13 protein-coding genes and 1 pseudogene are annotated in these 16,810 nt (G+C 58.9%); 6 read left to right on the top strand and 8 right to left on the bottom strand.

Features of this window, described 5'->3' with window-relative positions; all coding sequences use genetic code 11:
- Positions 1 to 123 precede the first annotated feature (123 nt).
- Together ACSFE6_RS04210 and ACSFE6_RS04205 are read right to left on the bottom strand one after the other, a co-directional pair.
- Positions 124 to 762 (bottom strand): annotated as a pseudogene (locus ACSFE6_RS04210) (PAS domain-containing protein); the annotation flags it as partial.
- A gap of 219 nt (positions 763 to 981) precedes the next feature.
- Positions 982 to 2,295: an MFS transporter gene (locus ACSFE6_RS04205; RefSeq protein ID WP_435426407.1), complete on the bottom strand. Its 1,314-nt coding sequence runs from the start codon at positions 2,293 to 2,295 to the stop codon at positions 982 to 984.
- A 200-nt stretch (positions 2,296 to 2,495) separates the two neighbouring features.
- Between ACSFE6_RS04205 and ACSFE6_RS04200 the strand changes: the two genes are divergently transcribed.
- Complete coding sequence (locus tag ACSFE6_RS04200; RefSeq protein ID WP_435426406.1) at positions 2,496 to 3,914, top strand: short-chain fatty acid transporter; 1,419 nt, start codon at positions 2,496 to 2,498, stop codon at positions 3,912 to 3,914.
- 96 nt (positions 3,915 to 4,010) lie between these two features.
- On the top strand, positions 4,011 to 5,183 hold the full coding sequence (locus tag ACSFE6_RS04195; RefSeq protein ID WP_435426405.1) for a hypothetical protein: 1,173 nt from the start codon (positions 4,011 to 4,013) through the stop codon (positions 5,181 to 5,183).
- A gap of 93 nt (positions 5,184 to 5,276) precedes the next feature.
- On the opposite strand, the gene can is transcribed toward ACSFE6_RS04195, so the two are convergent.
- Complete coding sequence (gene can / locus ACSFE6_RS04190) at positions 5,277 to 5,921, bottom strand: carbonate dehydratase (protein WP_435426404.1); 645 nt, start codon at positions 5,919 to 5,921, stop codon at positions 5,277 to 5,279.
- Positions 5,922 to 6,078: 157 nt separating this feature from the next.
- On the opposite strand from can, the gene ACSFE6_RS04185 reads away from it, so the two are divergent.
- Entirely contained in the window at positions 6,079 to 6,468 is a 390-nt protein-coding gene (locus tag ACSFE6_RS04185; protein WP_435426403.1) for a serine kinase/phosphatase, read from the top strand.
- A 125-nt stretch (positions 6,469 to 6,593) separates the two neighbouring features.
- Here the strand turns inward: ACSFE6_RS04185 and rimI are convergent, their stop codons facing one another.
- Both rimI and ACSFE6_RS04175 read right to left on the bottom strand, forming a co-directional pair.
- Positions 6,594 to 7,046 carry a ribosomal protein S18-alanine N-acetyltransferase gene (gene rimI, locus ACSFE6_RS04180; RefSeq protein WP_007981794.1) on the bottom strand — a complete coding sequence of 151 codons (453 nt, stop codon included), beginning with the start codon at positions 7,044 to 7,046 and terminating at the stop codon, positions 6,594 to 6,596.
- The gene (locus tag ACSFE6_RS04175) at positions 7,039 to 7,785 is read right to left on the bottom strand and encodes an energy transducer TonB (protein WP_435426485.1); all 747 of its coding nucleotides are present in this window, start codon (positions 7,783 to 7,785) and stop codon (positions 7,039 to 7,041) included. Before ACSFE6_RS04175 ends, rimI begins: the two co-directional genes overlap by 8 nt.
- 219 nt (positions 7,786 to 8,004) lie before the next feature.
- Between ACSFE6_RS04175 and mksB the strand changes: the two genes are divergently transcribed.
- Genes mksB through mksF form a run of 3 tightly spaced genes read left to right on the top strand, consistent with a single transcriptional unit; the run spans position 8,005 to position 12,813 of the window.
- A complete protein-coding gene (gene mksB / locus ACSFE6_RS04170; RefSeq protein WP_435426402.1) occupies positions 8,005 to 9,285 on the top strand; it encodes an Mks condensin complex protein MksB in 1,281 nt (426 codons plus the stop codon).
- Positions 9,275 to 9,976: an Mks condensin complex protein MksE gene (gene mksE / locus ACSFE6_RS04165; RefSeq protein WP_435426401.1), complete on the top strand. Its 702-nt coding sequence runs from the start codon at positions 9,275 to 9,277 to the stop codon at positions 9,974 to 9,976. Before mksB ends, mksE begins: the two co-directional genes overlap by 11 nt.
- Positions 9,973 to 12,813 (top strand): Mks condensin complex protein MksF, encoded by a 2,841-nt coding sequence (mksF, locus tag ACSFE6_RS04160; RefSeq protein WP_435426400.1) that lies wholly within the window; start codon positions 9,973 to 9,975, stop codon positions 12,811 to 12,813. The genes mksE and mksF overlap by 4 nt, the downstream gene beginning before the upstream one ends.
- A gap of 221 nt (positions 12,814 to 13,034) precedes the next feature.
- On the opposite strand, the gene ACSFE6_RS04155 is transcribed toward mksF, so the two are convergent.
- From ACSFE6_RS04155 to ACSFE6_RS04145, 3 genes are read right to left on the bottom strand one after another with little or no spacing between them, the layout of a single operon-like run.
- Positions 13,035 to 15,338, bottom strand: a complete 2,304-nt coding sequence (locus ACSFE6_RS04155; protein WP_435426399.1) for an MlaD family protein — start codon at positions 15,336 to 15,338, stop codon at positions 13,035 to 13,037.
- Positions 15,331 to 15,954, bottom strand: coding sequence for a paraquat-inducible protein A (locus ACSFE6_RS04150; RefSeq protein ID WP_435426398.1), 624 nt, complete (start codon positions 15,952 to 15,954; stop codon positions 15,331 to 15,333). The genes ACSFE6_RS04155 and ACSFE6_RS04150 overlap by 8 nt, the downstream gene beginning before the upstream one ends.
- Positions 15,941 to 16,600: a paraquat-inducible protein A gene (locus tag ACSFE6_RS04145; RefSeq protein ID WP_435426397.1), complete on the bottom strand. Its 660-nt coding sequence runs from the start codon at positions 16,598 to 16,600 to the stop codon at positions 15,941 to 15,943. The genes ACSFE6_RS04150 and ACSFE6_RS04145 overlap by 14 nt, the downstream gene beginning before the upstream one ends.
- Positions 16,601 to 16,810: the final 210 nt, after the last annotated feature.

Below are 16,810 nucleotides of genomic sequence, written 5' to 3'. Positions count from 1 at the left end.
TCGTTGGGCACTTTGGTCGGTTTGCTGCGAGGTGCTGTAGGCAATGTTCGCGGCTTCGGCGACGGCCTGTTCCTGATTAACCTGATCGGTAATCACCGTGGCGAACTTCACCACTTTGTAGAGCTTGTTGTTGGCATCGACCACTGGGTTGTAGGACGCCTCCAGCCAAACCGTACGACCATGGCTGTCGATACGCTTGAACCGGCCTGCTACGTACTCACCCGCGTTCAGGCGGCGCCAGAAATGCTGGTAGTCGGCACTGTTGGCATCCTCTGGCAGGCAAAACATGCGGTGATGCTTACCCTTGATCTGCGCCAGGCTGTAACCCATGCCGGAGAGAAAGCGATCGTTGGCCGCCAGCACGTTGCCATTGAGATCGAATTCGATCACCGCCGTCGAACGCACCAGTGCGCCGATCAGGTTTTCGTGTTCCCGGGAGGCTTCGATGGTGCGGGTCAGGTCGCTGGAAAAAATCGAGAAATGCTTGATCCGGCCATCGGAGGACCGCACAGGCTGCACGATCGAACGCAACCAGGCTTCCTCGCCCGTACCACGCGACAAACGCACGGCACCGGCGAAGTGCTCGCCACGGGTCAGCGCGGTTTTGAATCGTTGGTGGAATTCATCGGTTTTCACATGATCGGGGACGATGTCTTCAATGGGCCGGTCGATCAGGTCGTGGCGTTTGTAGTGCATTTCGTCGAGGAAGTTCTGATTGACCGATTGCACCCGCCCATCAGAACCAACCGTCAGCACCAGCATCTCGCTTTCCAGACTTTCCTTAACTTGCTGAAGGCTGGAAAGTTCTTCACGAAGAGCCGACAGCTCCTGCTTCAAGCGTTTATTGAACATGGGGACGCACCGATGGACTGGGATAGAAAGCGATATGCAGCCTAACCATCGGCCTTGTGAGTCATTTCTGAAGAGTGCTTCAGCGTTGTCCTACAAAAAAAGTTGCACGACGTCAGACGCTCATTTCGATCACATTGCTCCTGCCGTCGAGCAACCAGCCACTTTAGGCATGCGCGTACCGAAATACGCCGCACTGCCCACGCCCACTGCCCCCATCACCGCACAGAAAATCACGCAGATCCATGGGCTCCACGGCATCAATCCGATCAACAGCAACGGTGTGATACTCGCCCATGCGGCGTAGGCAATGTTGTACGTGAAAGAAATACCCGAAACACGAATTCGCGCCGGGAACAGACTGACCATCACCGATGGCACCGCCCCAACCACTCCGCAAGCGAGGCCGGCCACCGCGTAGGCCAGACCGACCCATTGACCACCGCTGATCAGGCACGTATAGAGCACGCCGATGCCCAACGGCAGCAGCAGGCTGTAGAGCATGACGGTGCGCCAGGCGCCGATACGGTCGACCAGCAACCCGGCGAGCACGCAGCCAATGTTCAGGAAAACGATGCCCAGTGCGCTCAAGGCGAAGGTGTGGCTGGCGGTCATGCCGAAGGTTTTCTGCATCATGGTCGGGGTGATGACCACGAACACCACCACCGCCGAGGTCAGCACGCAGGTCAGAATCATCGCCGGCAACATCGCCAGTCGATGCTCACGCAGGACGGCCCGCAGCGGCAGTTCGACAGCATCTTCACGTCGCGCCTGCATGGCCATGAACACCGGGGTTTCGCTGAGCCAGCGACGCAACCAGACGCCGATCACACCAAACACACCGCCCAGCAGGAACGGCAAGCGCCAGGCGTAATCGAGAATTTCAGCCGGGGTGAAGGCTTGAGCCAGGAACGTTGCGGTCAAGGCCCCAAGCAGATAGCCAAAGGTCAGTCCCGCCTGCAAAAAACCCAGGGCGTAACCGCGATGGCCAACCGGCGCGTGCTCGGCAACGAATACCCAGGCGCTCGGCACTTCGCCGCCCACGGCCGCCCCCTGCAGGACACGCAGCAACAACAGCAACAGGGGTGCGAAATAGCCGATCTGTGCGTAGGTCGGCATGATCCCGATCAGCAGGCACGGCAGCGCCATCATCAGGATACTCAGGCTGAACACCCGTTTGCGCCCCAGACGATCCGCGAAATGCGCCATCAGGATGCCGCCCAGCGGTCGCGCCAGATAGCCGGTGACGAAGATCCCGAAGCTTTGCAGCAGCCGCAGCCACTCGGGCATTTCCGGCGGGAAAAACAGCTGGCTCAAGGTCAGCGCGAAAAATACGAAAATGATGAAGTCGTAGATTTCCAGCGCCCCGCCGAGGGCTGCAAGCCCCAGGGTCTTGTAGTCCGAGCGGCTGAACGGCGCCGGACGCGAATCGATGTTGGCAGTCATTGAAAGAACTCTGACACAGGCAAAAACCAAGGCGCTCATGGTCTACGCAAACGCGCCTGCGGACAACCCGTTAGACCAAAGTCCCATAACCGTAAATCAGCCCCACAAAAAACCTGCGCTTGATTTACTGTAAGCGCCTGTCTAGACGGGCCCGTACCGCCCCGAAGACCACAACAAACATAAAAATCCGAGGTATTCCCGTGGCCGCTGATATCGAAGATAGCCGCTCCGCCCGCTTTGCCCTGCGCTGCTCAAGTTTTGCCGAACGCTGGTTTCCCGACTCCTGGGTGTTTGCCGCCCTGGCGGTGATTATCGTCGCCGTGGCCACCCTGTTCATGGGTGCCAAACCCACTGACGCCGCGATGGCGTTCGGCGATGGTTTCTGGAGCCTGATCCCCTTCACCATGCAGATGGCGTTCGTGGTCATCGGCGGTTATGTGGTCGCCAGCTCGCCGCCGGCGGTGAAACTGATCGATCGTCTGGCGAAGCTGCCGAAAAACGGCCGCTCTGCCGTCGCTTGGGTTGCATTGATTTCCATGGTCGCCTCCCTGCTGAACTGGGGTTTGTCGCTGGTGTTCGGCGGTTTGCTGGTGCGTGCCCTCGCCCGCCGTACCGATCTGAAAATGGACTACCGAGCAGCCGGAGCTGCGGCTTACCTCGGGCTAGGTGCGGTGTGGGCCCTGGGCCTGTCATCGTCCGCGGCACAATTGCAGGCCAACCCGGCCAGCCTGCCGCCGTCGATTCTGTCGATCACCGGGGTGATTCCGTTCACTCAAACAATCTTTCTTTGGCAATCCGGTGTGATGCTGCTGGCACTGGTCGTCATTTCGATCATCATTGCCTACGCCACTGCCCCCGGCCCCGCTTCGGCGCGTGACGCCAAGGCCTGCGGCGTCGACCCAAGCTTCAACCTGCCACCCCTGCAACCGCGCACCCGTCCTGGCGAATGGCTGGAGCACAGCCCGCTGCTGACCATCCTGTTGGTGTTGCTGGCTGCCGGTTGGCTGTTCCATGAGTTTTCGACCAAACCGGCAATCAGTGCGATTTCCGGTCTGAACACCTACAACTTCCTGTTCATCATGCTCGGTGCCCTGCTGCACTGGCGCCCACGCAGCTTCCTCGACGCCGTGGCCCGTGCGGTGCCGACCACCACCGGCGTGCTGATCCAGTTCCCGCTGTATGGCTCGATCGCCGCGTTGATGACCACGGTCAAAGGCACCGACGCGCAGACACTGGCCCACCATATCTCGACCTTTTTCGTCAGCATCGCTTCCCACGACACTTATGCCGTGCTAATGGGCGTGTACTCGGCGATTCTCGGCTTCTTCATCCCGTCCGGCGGCGGCAAGTGGATCATCGAAGCGCCCTACGTGATGCAAGTAGCCAACGACTTGAACTACCACCTGGGCTGGGCCGTGCAGATCTACAACGCCGCCGAAGCACTGCCCAACCTGATCAACCCGTTCTACATGCTGCCGTTGTTGGGCGTACTGGGATTGAAAGCGCGGGACTTGATCGGGTTTTCGTTCGTGCAGTTGCTGGTGCACACACCGCTGGTGCTGGTGTTGCTGTGGGCACTGGGGACAACCCTGGCATACAGGGCGCCGGTAATGCCGTAACACTAAAAGGAGCCGATATTTCTATCGGCTCCACTCTTTGTCCGGCCATGTCTGCTTCAATAGGTGTTGGATCTATACGCTGAAAAGGACCTGTGCATGTTCAAACTTGCAGGACTCTCCCTTGCCGCCCTCGCCCTGAGTGCCACCGCCCACGCCGATATCAGCCTGAAGCTGGGCGACACCGAACGCGTCACCCGCCTGTTCGCTTATCCCAACAACTGCAACGTGATTTGCTTTCGTAACTGGACGCTGGAGCAAACCGTCGAGCATTACCTGACCCAAAGCGTACAGCGCGACGGTTACAGCGATGCGAAGGTTCTGGTCAAAACCGATAAGGGCCAGCTCTACGCCGACATCAGCGGAGTACCCAGAAGCTATGAAAAACCATTGGCAGCACTGCTCGACGCGGGCGATCTGGCCTATAACGGCGCGAGCAAACTGAATGCCGACGGTAAATGGGCTTATAGCTGGAACCTGTTCCTGCCACTGGGCCTGGCGCTGGAAAACCGCAGGACCGTCGAGTTGCTGCACTTTCCACCGGACTATTCACTGACCCAGGCCCAGGACTACCTGAAGTCCGCCACGACAGATCGCTGGGCTTCGCTACTGACCATCAATGGCATTCCGGCCGAACAGACTCCGGGCTTCCAGACCATCATCGATATCGCCCCGATTGCCGCACCGTCCAACGCCGGCAAGGATTTGGAAGGTGTTTACGACTACTTCAAGGACTACCAGACCTCCATGGTCAGGGACGTCACCCAACATGCCAGCGGCGAGCCATTACCGATGGTCGCCTTCGGCACGCCGGTGCGTAACTGGGTCAAGCAGCAATACGGACCGACCGTGAACGTTCTGGGTTTGGTCAGCATCAGCCCTCGCGAAGGGGTGAAGGTTCCAGTGCTTGGTGCCAACCACCCAAGCTATATCTGGTACGCCGCTGACCCGACAAGTTATACAGGCAAAGATGCCCAGGCCAAGGCCGACACGGCAGGCCTGAAAGTCATGAGCCAGGATTTGAGTGCCGCCTGCTGGCAGGCCGCCATGGGCCGCGACCCGGAGAGCAATCCCGACATCGAGCTCAAAAGCTGCACGCAAAACTGGCAAGTGGCCGAGAAGGAGAAAACCTGCCAGTTGTTCTACACCTCGATCCGCAACCTGACACCGGCGCAGGCCACAGGTAAATGCGCGTCAGCGACCATTGCGCCCCAGCTCAAACAGCTTAAGGCGCCAGCACCCGCCACCACAGTTCCGGCTCCGGGGCTATAAAACGATGAACGGCAGACCAATTATCATCAATGACAACTGGCCTGCCGTTTCGACTGACGCCGGCAGTAGGCGCACGCTCGGCTCCTACAGAGCTTACAGCGGCTCGAAAGGACGCAAACGATACTGCGGCGGCAATTGCTCGAATCCGCTGATGGTGGTGTTCAGGCTTTTCCAGCGACCGTCCTTGATACCGTAGATGCAGCCGTGGATCGACAGGTTCTGCCCTCGGTGCCAGGCGTTTTGCACGATGCTGGTGTGGCCGACGTTGGCCACCTGCTGGATCACATTGAGTTCACAGAGGCGGTCGACCCGCTCTTCTTCGGTGGACAACTGGGCGAGTTCTTCGCGCTTCTCATAATAAAGATCGCGAATCGAGCGCAGCCAGCCATCGATCAAGCCAAACTGGCGATCCTGCATCGAGGCGCGCACACCGCCACAGCCATAGTGGCCCGTGACGAGAATGTGTTTGACCTTGAGCACATCGACTGCGTACTGAATCACCGACAGGCAGTTGAGGTCGGTGTGCAACACCACGTTGGCCACATTGCGGTGTACGAACAGATCACCTGGCAGCATGCCGACGATCTCGTTGGCCGGCACTCGCGCGTCGGAGCAGCCGATCCACAGGTATTCAGGGGTTTGCTGGCGCGCCAGCTTGGCGAAGAAATCCGGATCTTCCTTGGTGATCGCGTCAGCCCAACGCTCGTTGTTATCAATCAGGTCTTGTAAGTCGTGCATGCTGGGAAGCCTCAAGAATGATTCGCTGCTTTGACAGACAACCGCCCGTCGGGGTCACGAAAGGATCGCCGGTGTTTTGTTGGAATTCTCATCTGCCCGGTGAGTCCACCGTAATAAGACTCAACGTATGAGGCTCTTTTTAGTACGAGGACTTGCCATGACTGATTCACGACGTCCATACGATGCAGTGCAACCGGAACCCATCGATGATAACGAAGACCGCATGGGTTCGGTGCATGAGCTGGATTTCGACGACGAACAGCCCAGTGCGAAGATTGGCGACGAGTTGTCGGAAAAGGAACGCGAGCAGTGGATGCCGCGCCGGCGCGTACGGGTAGGCGGCATGATCGACCATGAGCCCACTGACGACGACATGAGCCCGGAAACGCTAATCCGCGAAGATGGCGCCCGGGATGCCCATGAGATGGGTGGTGACAGCCAGGCCGATTGGGATTTGAGCATTGTCGATGAACGCGACATCGGAGGTGGCAAGGGGCTGGATGAAGCGGAATTGGCGCGGCGCGATCCACTGGACAGAAAGCGCTGATCTTCAGCGCCTGACAGATCGACTTCGCGAGCAGGCTCGCTCCCACAGTGATTGTGTTTCGTCCACGAAAACCGTGACCAACCCAGGCCCCTGTGGGAGCGAGCCTGCTCGCGAAGCCCTTAAACTCAATCCACCAAAGTGCAGGCCATGACCACCGCATCTTCGCGCCCGCCCACCGCCGGGTAGTAATCCCGACGCCGGCCAATCTCGTTGAAGCCATAACGTTCATACAACTTGAACGCTGCCGTATTGCTGTCGCGCACTTCCAGGAAACATTCCCGGGCATCGGCCTTATAGGCAATCGACATCAAATGCTCCAGCAGCGTCAAGCCCAGGCCACGGCCCTGGTTTTCCGGCTTGACGGTGATATTCAGCAGATGTGCTTCATCCAGAATGATCTGCACCACACCGTGTCCGACCTGTTGCTGGCCTTCGAACATCAGCCAGATCTGGTACTTGCCCAGGCCGTCGAGAAAAATGCCGCGGGTCCAGGGATGGCTGTAGGCGGCGTATTCGATTTTCAGTACAGCTTCCAGGTCCGCCTCGGTCATCGGGCGGAACGATACAGCATCACTCATTCGATTCGTTCCAGCGCGCCATCAGCCGACGCATGGCTTGCCAGACATCAGCCTTACGCTGTGGCTCTTCCATTAATGATTCCAGGCCCGGCAAGGCCCAGACCGAACCCAGGCCTTCGACCTGGAGTTCGCGGTTGTAGGATTCGGCGTCGGCCTCACCGGCAAAGCGCACCGCCGGCAGGCCGATCAGCCATACGCAAACGCAGGGTGCATCTTCCAGTCGGGCCGAAAGAAAACCCTGCACGAAGTCGCGAGCGGCTTCCGGGCCCTGATCCATGGAGCCGCGCACCAGCAGCGGCCAACGCACCGGCTCGCCAATGATTTGCGGGCTGTCCGGCAAACCGGCGGCGCGCAGCATGTCCTTGAGCAACAAATAGGCAGGATCGCGACTCTGGTAGGCTTCGCCTGTAGGTAACTCCACCAGCAGCAGGCAACGCCCGGCACGCAGCAATTGCAGGGCGAAACGTGGTGGCGGTACAGGTGCGACTTTAGCGACGACCGGTGCTTCTTCGGACGCCTCCACCGCTTTACCCGCCGGGCGCGCACTCGCCGACGATGGCCGGGGCACCTCGATTTTCACCCGTTCGGCCGGTTTGACCACAGGTTCCACGGGGGCATCGACCACAGGCGCGTGCGCTACGGGAGCAACGACCAACGGCTCGGGCGGCGCCAGCAATTCCGGCCGCGATGGCGCAGCAAAGGGCAATTCGGTGCGCGGCAGCCAGTTGACCACCTGCATGGCGCTCAGATAGGCGCGGCGACGGGACTCGATAAGCAAAGGTCAGCCACTTGTGGATAACTAAAGTGCGCAGATTCTACCGTTCTTCGCTCAAGATCGCCCGCTGTTGATCGATGCTCCTTACCGAAAAGAAGCCGACAGTCCGTCCCGAGAGTGAATCGACACGCCCTCGATGCAGTACAATCGCGGCTTTTATTCGCCAACCAGCCGGCCATTCCGATGATCGAACCCAAGCGCGTCTTGCGCGCCCTCGCTGAACACTGGGCACTTCTGGAGCCACTGTGCGAGCACTTCGACCAAGGCACCCTGAGCCTCAACGAATTGCGTTCACAGTTGGCCGCCCAGCAACTGGACAGTACGCCACAGGACATCACCAGCCTGCTGGACGTGTGGATTCGCCTCGATATTCTGGTTCCCGTGGCGAAAAGCCCGAACCGTTTCGAACTCAACGCGCAAATCCACGACTTCCTCGCTTACCTGCGTCGTGAACACCGCTTGGGTCTGTGCCTGGAAATCGAAGCCTATCTGCGCCATCTCGAACGACTGGCCGGTTATATCCAGGACGCCTTCGACATCCGCGACGGCAACGACCTGGCCCGCCAACTGCGCCTGCTCGACATGCGCGTGCGCGATGTGCTGAAAAAACTCGCTAACGATGAACAGGCTCTGGTGGCTGTCGCCGAGCGGGCCAAAACCAGCGACCGTCAGATCCCGTTGCGCCAGCGTTATGCCGAAGTACTGGCCACCTGGGACGAATACGTCGAACCGATGATCCAGTTGGTGAACGCCGACGGCGCCTTCGAGCAAGGCGTGCGCAAGGTCGAAAACGTCCTGTTGAAGATGCTCACCGAACAGCAGCGCCTCGGCCATCTGGTCGATGACGACATGCTGCTGCGCACCCACGCGCGCATCCTCGAAATGCAGACCAGTGCCCAGTTGACCCTGCGTCATGCGCGTGAACTGCTGCTGCCGCTGCGTGAAGAAGCGCGCCGGCACAACGCCGTAACCCGTGGTGCCGCGCTGGCCCTGTCGATGATCCGTCGCAAAGGCATCGACGCCGTGCCACAAGCGGCCATGCCGATGTTCACCCGACCGCAAAGCACCTTCCTTGGCAGCGCCAGTCAGGTCGAGGCCTACGTATATGCCCTGGCCCGTTTCGAACCGAAACCGGCACGCTTCCCCAAGGCACATAAGACCCACAAGGGCGGTGATGCACCGCGTGCGCCACGCACGGTCCGCGAGATGCTCGACCGTTGCGAAGACGCCCTGCCAATGCCGGACCTGATGACCTGGCTGTTGGAACAGGAGCCGGACGGCGCCACCGACGAGTTGCTGTACTGGTTCTCGCGCCTGTCCCGGGAAAAACGCTTCAAGCGTGAGCGCCTGGAACGCCGCGAATACTACACACACGAGCACCAGGTCAGCCTGCGCTCCTTCGCCCTGCTCTCGGCTGGCGATGACGTCACCGAGAATTCTGCGAGCACACCACATGCATCTTGATCTATCCGAACTGTCCCAACTGGCGCCCATTTTTCGCGAGTTGTTCAAGGGCTACCACGTCAGCCGCCGCGATCCGGAGCTGTACGCGCAACTGTCGAACTTCCAGGATCAGTACCGCACGCTGTTCAAGGCGCTGGGTTTTGAACTGGTGTGCGACACCCGTGGTTTCTACTATTTCGTGCCGGACCTCGCCGCGGCCGCTGTGAACAAGACGGCCCAGCGTCTGGCGTTGTTCACCTTCATCCTTGTCGAGCACCTGGCTGACCAAGGCCGCGACCCGATCTCCGTGCTCGACGGCGGCAGCCTGGGTCGCGAAGAGTTGCCGTCGTTGCTGGAAAAGTACCGCGACCTGTTCATCCAGGCCGAAGTGCAAACCGTTGAGGAACTCGAAGAAAAAATCATGCGCCGCATGACCCAACTCGGTTTCGCCAGCGAAGAAAACGGCGTGTACCGTTTCCTGCCGCCGATGCACCGTTTCCTCGACGTTTGCCTGTCGGTACAGCAAGACCGCGATCTGGCAGCCAGCGTGCACAGTGTTCTGCCGCTGCCGACACCCGTTCTGATCGACGAGGAAGCCGAAGCGAAATTCCTGAAGACCGACGATCCGCTCGATCTGTCCGAATTTGAAGAAGAAAGCGAAGAAGACGCACTGGCCCGCGCCATTGCCGAAGAACAGGAGCTCGACGCATGAGCAAGGAACGCTACGGCATTCGCCGCTTTGCCCTTTTGAATACCGCCGGCTACAGCCTTGGTCTGTTCCCGCTGGAGGAGCCGCTGTCGGTCTATGGGGCGAACAACCTCGGTAAATCCGCCTCGATCAACGCGCTGCAGTTCCCGATTTTGGCGCGCATGTCGGACATGAGCTTCGGCAAGTACAGCCTGGAACAATCCCGACGCTTCTATTTCGCCTCGGACACCAGTTACATCCTCGTGGAAGTCTCGCTGCCCCACGGCCCGCATGTGATCGGCGTGGTCGGTCGCGGTCCGGGCGGCGGTTTCGGCCACCAGTTCTTCGCCTACGCTGGCAAGCTGGAGCTGGCTCACTACCAGAAAAACGACACCTGCCTGCGCCAGAAGGAGCTGTTCACCAACCTTGAGCGCGAAGGCCTGAAAGCTTATGAACTCAAGCCGGACGAACTGCGCCGATTGCTGGTCGGCGGTCATACGTCGATTCCGCTGGACCTGACGCTGATCCCGTTGCGCTCCACCAGCGAACAGAGCCTGAAGACCTTCCGCGCACTGTTTATCAACCTGCTACACATGCGCGAAATCACCGCGGCCAAGCTCAAGCAACTGTTCCTCGATGCCTTCGAGCACAGCCTGCGCTCCGGCAGTGTGGATTACATCGCCGCGTGCGAAGAAGCCTTCCGCGACGTACGACGCATGGAGCAGGACTACAACTCGCTGGTTGCAGCCGGTCCTTTGGTCGAAGCGTTGGCCAACGGCGTGAAACAACGCGACGTGCTGCGCGGTAAGCTGCATCGCCTGTCGCCGCTGCTCGACTCGTTGCTCGGCACCTGGTCGGACTACGCCAGTGCGCGCAAGGAAGAGCTGACCATCCAGGCCGAGCACTACCGTCGAGAGCAGGACGAACTGCAAAACGATCAGCGTGGCGGCACCCAGGAACTGATGCGTCTGGAGCGGGAAATCACCGGCATCCAGCGTTGGCTTGGCGAGTTGTCGGTGCTCAAGCATCGCTTCGCCCTGGTCGACGACGTCAAGGTTCTGGAACAGCAACTGCTGGCCGCCAAGGACGCTCACGACGAACTGGCCGGCGCACTGGCGCAATCCCGTCAGTTCAGCGCCGAAGACCTGGAAGAGCGCCTGCGGGATCTGGAAAAACGCCTGAAGTCGGTGAAACAGCAACTCGATCACGCCGACAACAACAGCTACGCCCGCTTGCGTGAAGAGTTCTCCCAGCAGGATGTCGAGCGCCTGATGCGCCTGTTCAACAGTGCCTTGTTCAGCTTGCCACTGGGCGAGCACGGCATTGCGCTGGACGAGAACGGCGATTGGGTCAAATCCGTGGAGTTGATACTCGACGGGTTCAAGGGCGAGCGCTTCGAAGTGCCGGGCCTGTCCATCGACCTCTCGCACATCGAACCGCCAGCCCTGCAAGCCTTGGCTGATCGGGCGGCATTGCGCGACCAGAAAGAACGCCTGGAAAAAGAACTCAAGCAGCTGAAAACCCAGCAGGCCGTCGCCGCCGACCGCGCCGCGAGCAAGACCCAGACCGAGGCGCTGTACCAGCAGGTACTGGATGCGCAGAAAGCACTGGAAGATTTCCGTCGCACGCAGACCCTGAGCGCCGAGGAAGGCGACAAGCTAGAACAGCTCGCGCAGATGGAAGCCGCGCAGGACGAATTGAAGCGCTCAAGCGATGCCTTCACCGAACGCGTCCAGCAACTCTCCGCGAAGCTGCAACTGGTGGGCCGGCAGATCGCCGACATGGAAGCCAAGCAACGTACCCTCGACGACGCATTGCGCCGCCGTCAGTTGTTACCGGCGGACCTGCCGTTCGGTACGCCGTTCATGGACCCGGTCGACGACTCCATGGACAACCTGCTGCCGCTGCTCAACGACTATCAGGACAGCTGGCAAGGCCTGCTGCGCGCCGATGGACAAATCGAAGCGCTTTACGCTCAGGTACGCCTCAAGGGTGTGGCCAAGTTTGACAGCGAAGACGATATGGAGCGTCGCCTGCAATTGCTGATCAACGCCTATGCTCACCGCACCGATGAAGCCCTGACCCTGGGCAAGGCGCGTCGTGCAGCCGTCACCGACATCGCCCGAACCTTGCGTAACATCCGCAGCGATTACGACAGCCTCGAACACCAACTGGCGCTGTTCAACCGCGAGATCAACAAGCGTCAGGTGTCCAACCTGCAAAGTTTCCGAATCGTCCTCGCGCCGAACAAGGAAGCGCTCAAGCACATCGACCAGATCATCCACAGTGCCGGCCAATACGAAGAAGGCGAGACACTGTCGGTGTTCGACCTGAGCCAGAGCGCAGAGCAGGACAACAAGAACGAAGAAGCCAAGGAATACCTGGCACGGCTGGTGGCAGCCAACCACAACCAGCTCGGTCTCAAGGATTTGTTCGAACTGGCGTTCGAGATCACCAAGGTCAACGGTCAACCGGTGATCCACACCGACATCGACGGCGCCGCATCCAACGGCACCACCATGACCATCAAGGCGCTGACCAACATGTACTTGTTGCTGCACCTGATGGATCGAGATCTGGCCGGGCGTGTGCGCTTGCCGTACTACCTCGACGAGGCGGCGGACATCGACGAGAAGAACCAGGCAGCCTTGCTGGAAACCAGCCTGCAACTGGGCTTCGTGCCGATCCTGGCGAGTGTGAAACCACAAGTCTGCGCCAGTGTCGCCATTGACCTGGAAGGCGGCAGCAGCCCGGCCGGTATCTACATCGACGAGGCGGACTGGAAGTACATTCGTCGTCACGATCAGGTGAAGGCGACCCTCAATGTCGAAGCCGATGAGCCGGAGCTGGATGCGGTTTGATTGGATTTAATTGAGGACAACAAAAAGGCCGCGATCCAATGGATCGCGGCCTTTTTTGTAGGTGTTCATTTGGCTTTTCGGTGAGCTTAAAGGCCTATTCGCGAGCAGGCTCGCTCCCACTCTGGATCGGCGCTGGCCACAAATGTTGTGTTCACAGCATTTCCCTTGTGGGAGCGAGCCTGCTCGCGAAGGCGTCATCACTGACGCCCGGGTACAGCCTGCTATTTACCAAGGGAAATCTTCGGCGCCCAAGTCAGCCATTCCTCTTCGAACTTGTCGAACAATGGGAACGTCTGCTGCGGTCGTGCCACACTGCCCATGCGCTCACCGTCCGGCGTGGCAAACGCAACGCCTCCCTGAATCATGGTTTCCAGCGATTCGGTTCGCACTGTCGCCCCCTTGAACAGCCCGACATCAAAATCAAAACCACTGGTGTTCCAGAATCGGGTACCGCTGCGCACCAAAGGTGCGTACTTCGGCTCGATCAGGATGTGAATCAACACCCGGTCCGCCGTTTGGCCAAGTTCATAGCCTGTCACCTTGCCCACCGTGATTTCGCGATAGGTCACCGGCACCCCGGCTTTCAGCGAACCACGGCGGGCTGCACTCAAGACAAGGCTCAAGCCGGCTTCCTGTTTAGCGGATTCAGGCGGATTGGGCAGTGCGGCAAAGTTTTTCTGCGGACCAAGGTTCTTCGGTGCCGGCTGCACTTCGATGTATTGCCCGGTCACCAGCGTCTCAAGGTTTGACGTTTTGATCAGCCCCAACTCCGGCTTGACCACCCAGAACTCGCTGCCGACCCGGGCGATGCGCTCGGGCACTTCGGTGATGCGTGCCGTCAGCAGTACTGATTGCAAATCATCGCTGAGGTCAACATCTTCAATCTTTCCGACATCCAACCCTTTGTATCGAATCGGTGTGCCGGTACGCAAACCATCAGCGCGGTCGACCTTGATCGTGATCATCGCGCCCTTTTGCGTGGCGTCTTCATGGCTGGCAAACAACCGGAAACGAGGAATGCGCTTCTGCAACGGGGCCTTGGCTTCCGGCGTTTCGAAAGCAATGCCGCCGGCCATCAGACTTTGCAACGACTCGCTCTTGACCTGGATTCCGCCGGTCAGCCCTCCAGTCAGCGTAATGCCGCTGGCATTCCAGAATCGCGTCGAGGCATTAACCAGGTTTTCGTACTCCTTCTCGATGTGGACACCGATCACCAACTGGTTTTTCTTGCGCGAAAACTGATAGCTCTGCACCGAGCCCACCTTGACCTGTTTGTAGAGGACCGGGCTTCCGACCTCCAGCGAACCAAGGTTTTCGGTGAACAACACCAGGTGCAAGCCCGGTGAACGCAAGTCCAGCGGTGGTGCCTTGGGTCGGGCGACAAACTCCCGTTGCGGTGCTGCGCCTTTGTCCCCGGGACGCACGGCGATGTAGTTACCCTTGACCAACGCCTCAAGCCCCGTGATGCCGGCCAGGGAGATCGAAGGTTTGACCACCCAGAATTGGGTGCCGTCGACCAGGTAATCCTCAGCCAATGGGTCCAGCGTCAACTCGGCAGTGGCACCGGAAAGATCCGGATCGACCTTGAGCCCCTTGAGCGTGCCGACCTGAATCCCCTTGTACATCACCGGCGTGCGGCCGGCCTGCAAACCTTCAAAGTCACTGAGCTTAACCTTGACCTTGATTCCGGCCGCCGCGGCATCGAAGTCTTCGTAGAGACGGAACGGCAGACTCGGATCGGTCGGTGGGCTGTCCTTGCGGTTCTCCGGTGTGGCAAAGGCAATACCGCCAGCGACAATGCTGGCCAGGGATTCGCTGCGCACTTTCACGCCGGACAGATTGGCATCGATGCTGATCCCGCTGGCGTTCCAGAAACGCGTGTGCTTGCGCACCAATTTGGCGTAAGTCGGTTCGATGAACACCTTCAGTTCAACAGTGCTCTGGTCTTCGGACAGCAGGAAACTCTTGATCTGACCGACCTTGATTTGCTTGTAGAACACCGGACTGCCACGGTTCAGCGACCCCAGTCGATCGGCCTTGATCGTCAGGTGCAGACCGGGTTGCGCGTCGGACAGTGGCGGTTCTTCAGCCAACGCCTTGAATTTTCGGGTCGGCTCGCCCTCACCCGGGCTGATCGCCACGTAGTTGCCGGAGACGAGCGTCTCCAAACCCGTAATACCGGCCAGGCTCACGCTTGGTTTGACCAACCAGAAACGTGTGCTGGTACGCAGGTACTGCTCCACATCCTTGTTCATCTCGATGGTCGCGATCACGCCTTTGGAGGCGCCTTCGTCATCCAGCTTGAGCGCCTTGACCTTACCGACTGACATGCCTTTGTAGACCACTTCGGTCTTGTTGGCTTGAATGCCTTCGCCGCTCTCGAAGCGCACTTGGACCTCGATACCAGTCTCGGTGTAGGCACGCCAACCAAGCCAGCCACCAATAATCAGAGCGATCAGGGGTAACACCCAGATGGCGGACCAGTTCGAAGCCGGTCGGGTTTTCGCTACAGGCAAATCAGTCATGGTCGTCGTCCGACTCCGTGTTATCCCAAATCAGTCGGGGATCGAAAGTTACTGCGGCAAGCATTGTTAAAATCACCACACTGGCGAAGGCAATAGCGCCTAGATCGGCCTCGATACTGGCAAGCCGTCCAAAATTCACGACCGCCACCAGAATGGCAATCACAAAGATATCGAGCATCGACCAACGGCCAATGAACTCGATAAACCGATACATCCAGATACGTTGCCGGGCCGAGAGAGGCTGGCGACGCTGCACGGAATACAACAGCAGTGCGATACCTACCAATTTGAAGGTGGGCACCAGGATGCTGGCGATAAACACCACGGCTGCGATGGGAATCATGCCGTGTTGAACCAGAAGAATCACACCGGACATGATGGTGCTGGGATCTCCCTTGCCCAATGAGTTCACGGTCATGATCGGCAGGACATTGGCGGGGATATAGAGAATTGCCGCGGTGATCAGCAATGCCCAGGTCCTCACCAAACTGTTTGGGCTTCGGGCATGAACCAACGCCCCGCAGCGAGTGCAGACCTGCTCGTCGGTATCAGGCTCCTGCCTGTTCAATTCATGGCATTCAGCACAAATCAGAATGCCTGCATCAATCGCCCGCATGGGCATCCTCTCCTGATAATGCCTGCCAGATCTGGTGAGGCGACATCACAACCTCCAACCAGACCTGAACCAATAACAATCCGATGAAGCAAGCTAACCCGAGTCCTACGGTCATGGCTGCCATATCTGCCAGCTTTACGATCGCCACCAGCACGCCCATGAGGTAAACCTCAAGCATTCCCCAGTCGCGTAGATGGTGATAAATCCGGTAGAGCAACAAACCGTAACTGCGGCCGACATCGAATCGGATGCTCAACAGCACAATCAATTGGCACAGTAGCTTGAGCAGTGGTATCCCCATGCTGCACAGGAACACAATCACTGAAACGCTTTGCATACCAGTGTCAAAAAGGGCAATAACACCGCTCCAAACCGTGTCTTGCGAGGATTGCCCGAGCAGATTGAGTTGCATGATGGGTAAAAAGTTCGCCGGGATGTATAGCAAGAGTGCCGCGATCACCAAGGCGAGACTGCGTTGCACGACATTATGTCGATGGGCGTAAAGCTCGTAACCACAGCGCGGGCACAGGGCTTTTTCGCCATGGGCGAGTTCGGGCTTGCGCATCAGCAAGTCGCACTCATGACACGCCACCAAATCGTCGAGCGGTAATTCTGACAGCCCGGAGGCGTCAACCGGATCTGGCATAAAGGCTCTGGCTCCGAAAAAGTTGGGACTATTCTAGTGTTCTGAATCGAAAATAACTGTGCAATTTGTGCAGACATCGTGCTTTTTCTGCGGGCAAAACAAAACCCCAACTGCTTTCGCAATTGGGGTTTCGGAATTTAATCTTGACGATGACCTACTCTCACATGGGGAAACCCCACACTACCATCGGCGATGCATCGTTTCACTTCT

It is taken from the genome of Pseudomonas baetica, from assembly GCF_051216495.1.
GTDB lineage: Bacteria > Pseudomonadota > Gammaproteobacteria > Pseudomonadales > Pseudomonadaceae > Aquipseudomonas > Aquipseudomonas baetica_B.
Note: the sequence above shows the minus strand (reverse complement) of the source record. Positions and strands in the feature narration are given on the sequence as shown.

Coding starts and splice junctions, on each gene's coding strand:
- ACSFE6_RS04155 (WP_435426399.1), bottom strand. CDS start 15,338: ATGACTGATTTGCCTGTAGCGAAAACCCGACCGGCTTCGAACTGGTCC.
- ACSFE6_RS04185 (WP_435426403.1), top strand. CDS start 6,079: ATGACTGATTCACGACGTCCATACGATGCAGTGCAACCGGAACCCATC.
- mksE (WP_435426401.1), top strand. CDS start 9,275: ATGCATCTTGATCTATCCGAACTGTCCCAACTGGCGCCCATTTTTCGC.
- mksF (WP_435426400.1), top strand. CDS start 9,973: ATGAGCAAGGAACGCTACGGCATTCGCCGCTTTGCCCTTTTGAATACC.
- ACSFE6_RS04205 (WP_435426407.1), bottom strand. CDS start 2,295: ATGACTGCCAACATCGATTCGCGTCCGGCGCCGTTCAGCCGCTCGGAC.
- ACSFE6_RS04150 (WP_435426398.1), bottom strand. CDS start 15,954: ATGCGGGCGATTGATGCAGGCATTCTGATTTGTGCTGAATGCCATGAA.
- ACSFE6_RS04195 (WP_435426405.1), top strand. CDS start 4,011: ATGTTCAAACTTGCAGGACTCTCCCTTGCCGCCCTCGCCCTGAGTGCC.
- ACSFE6_RS04145 (WP_435426397.1), bottom strand. CDS start 16,600: ATGCCAGATCCGGTTGACGCCTCCGGGCTGTCAGAATTACCGCTCGAC.
- can (WP_435426404.1), bottom strand. CDS start 5,921: ATGCACGACTTACAAGACCTGATTGATAACAACGAGCGTTGGGCTGAC.
- rimI (WP_007981794.1), bottom strand. CDS start 7,046: ATGAGTGATGCTGTATCGTTCCGCCCGATGACCGAGGCGGACCTGGAA.
- mksB (WP_435426402.1), top strand. CDS start 8,005: ATGATCGAACCCAAGCGCGTCTTGCGCGCCCTCGCTGAACACTGGGCA.
- ACSFE6_RS04175 (WP_435426485.1), bottom strand. CDS start 7,785: ATGCAGGTGGTCAACTGGCTGCCGCGCACCGAATTGCCCTTTGCTGCG.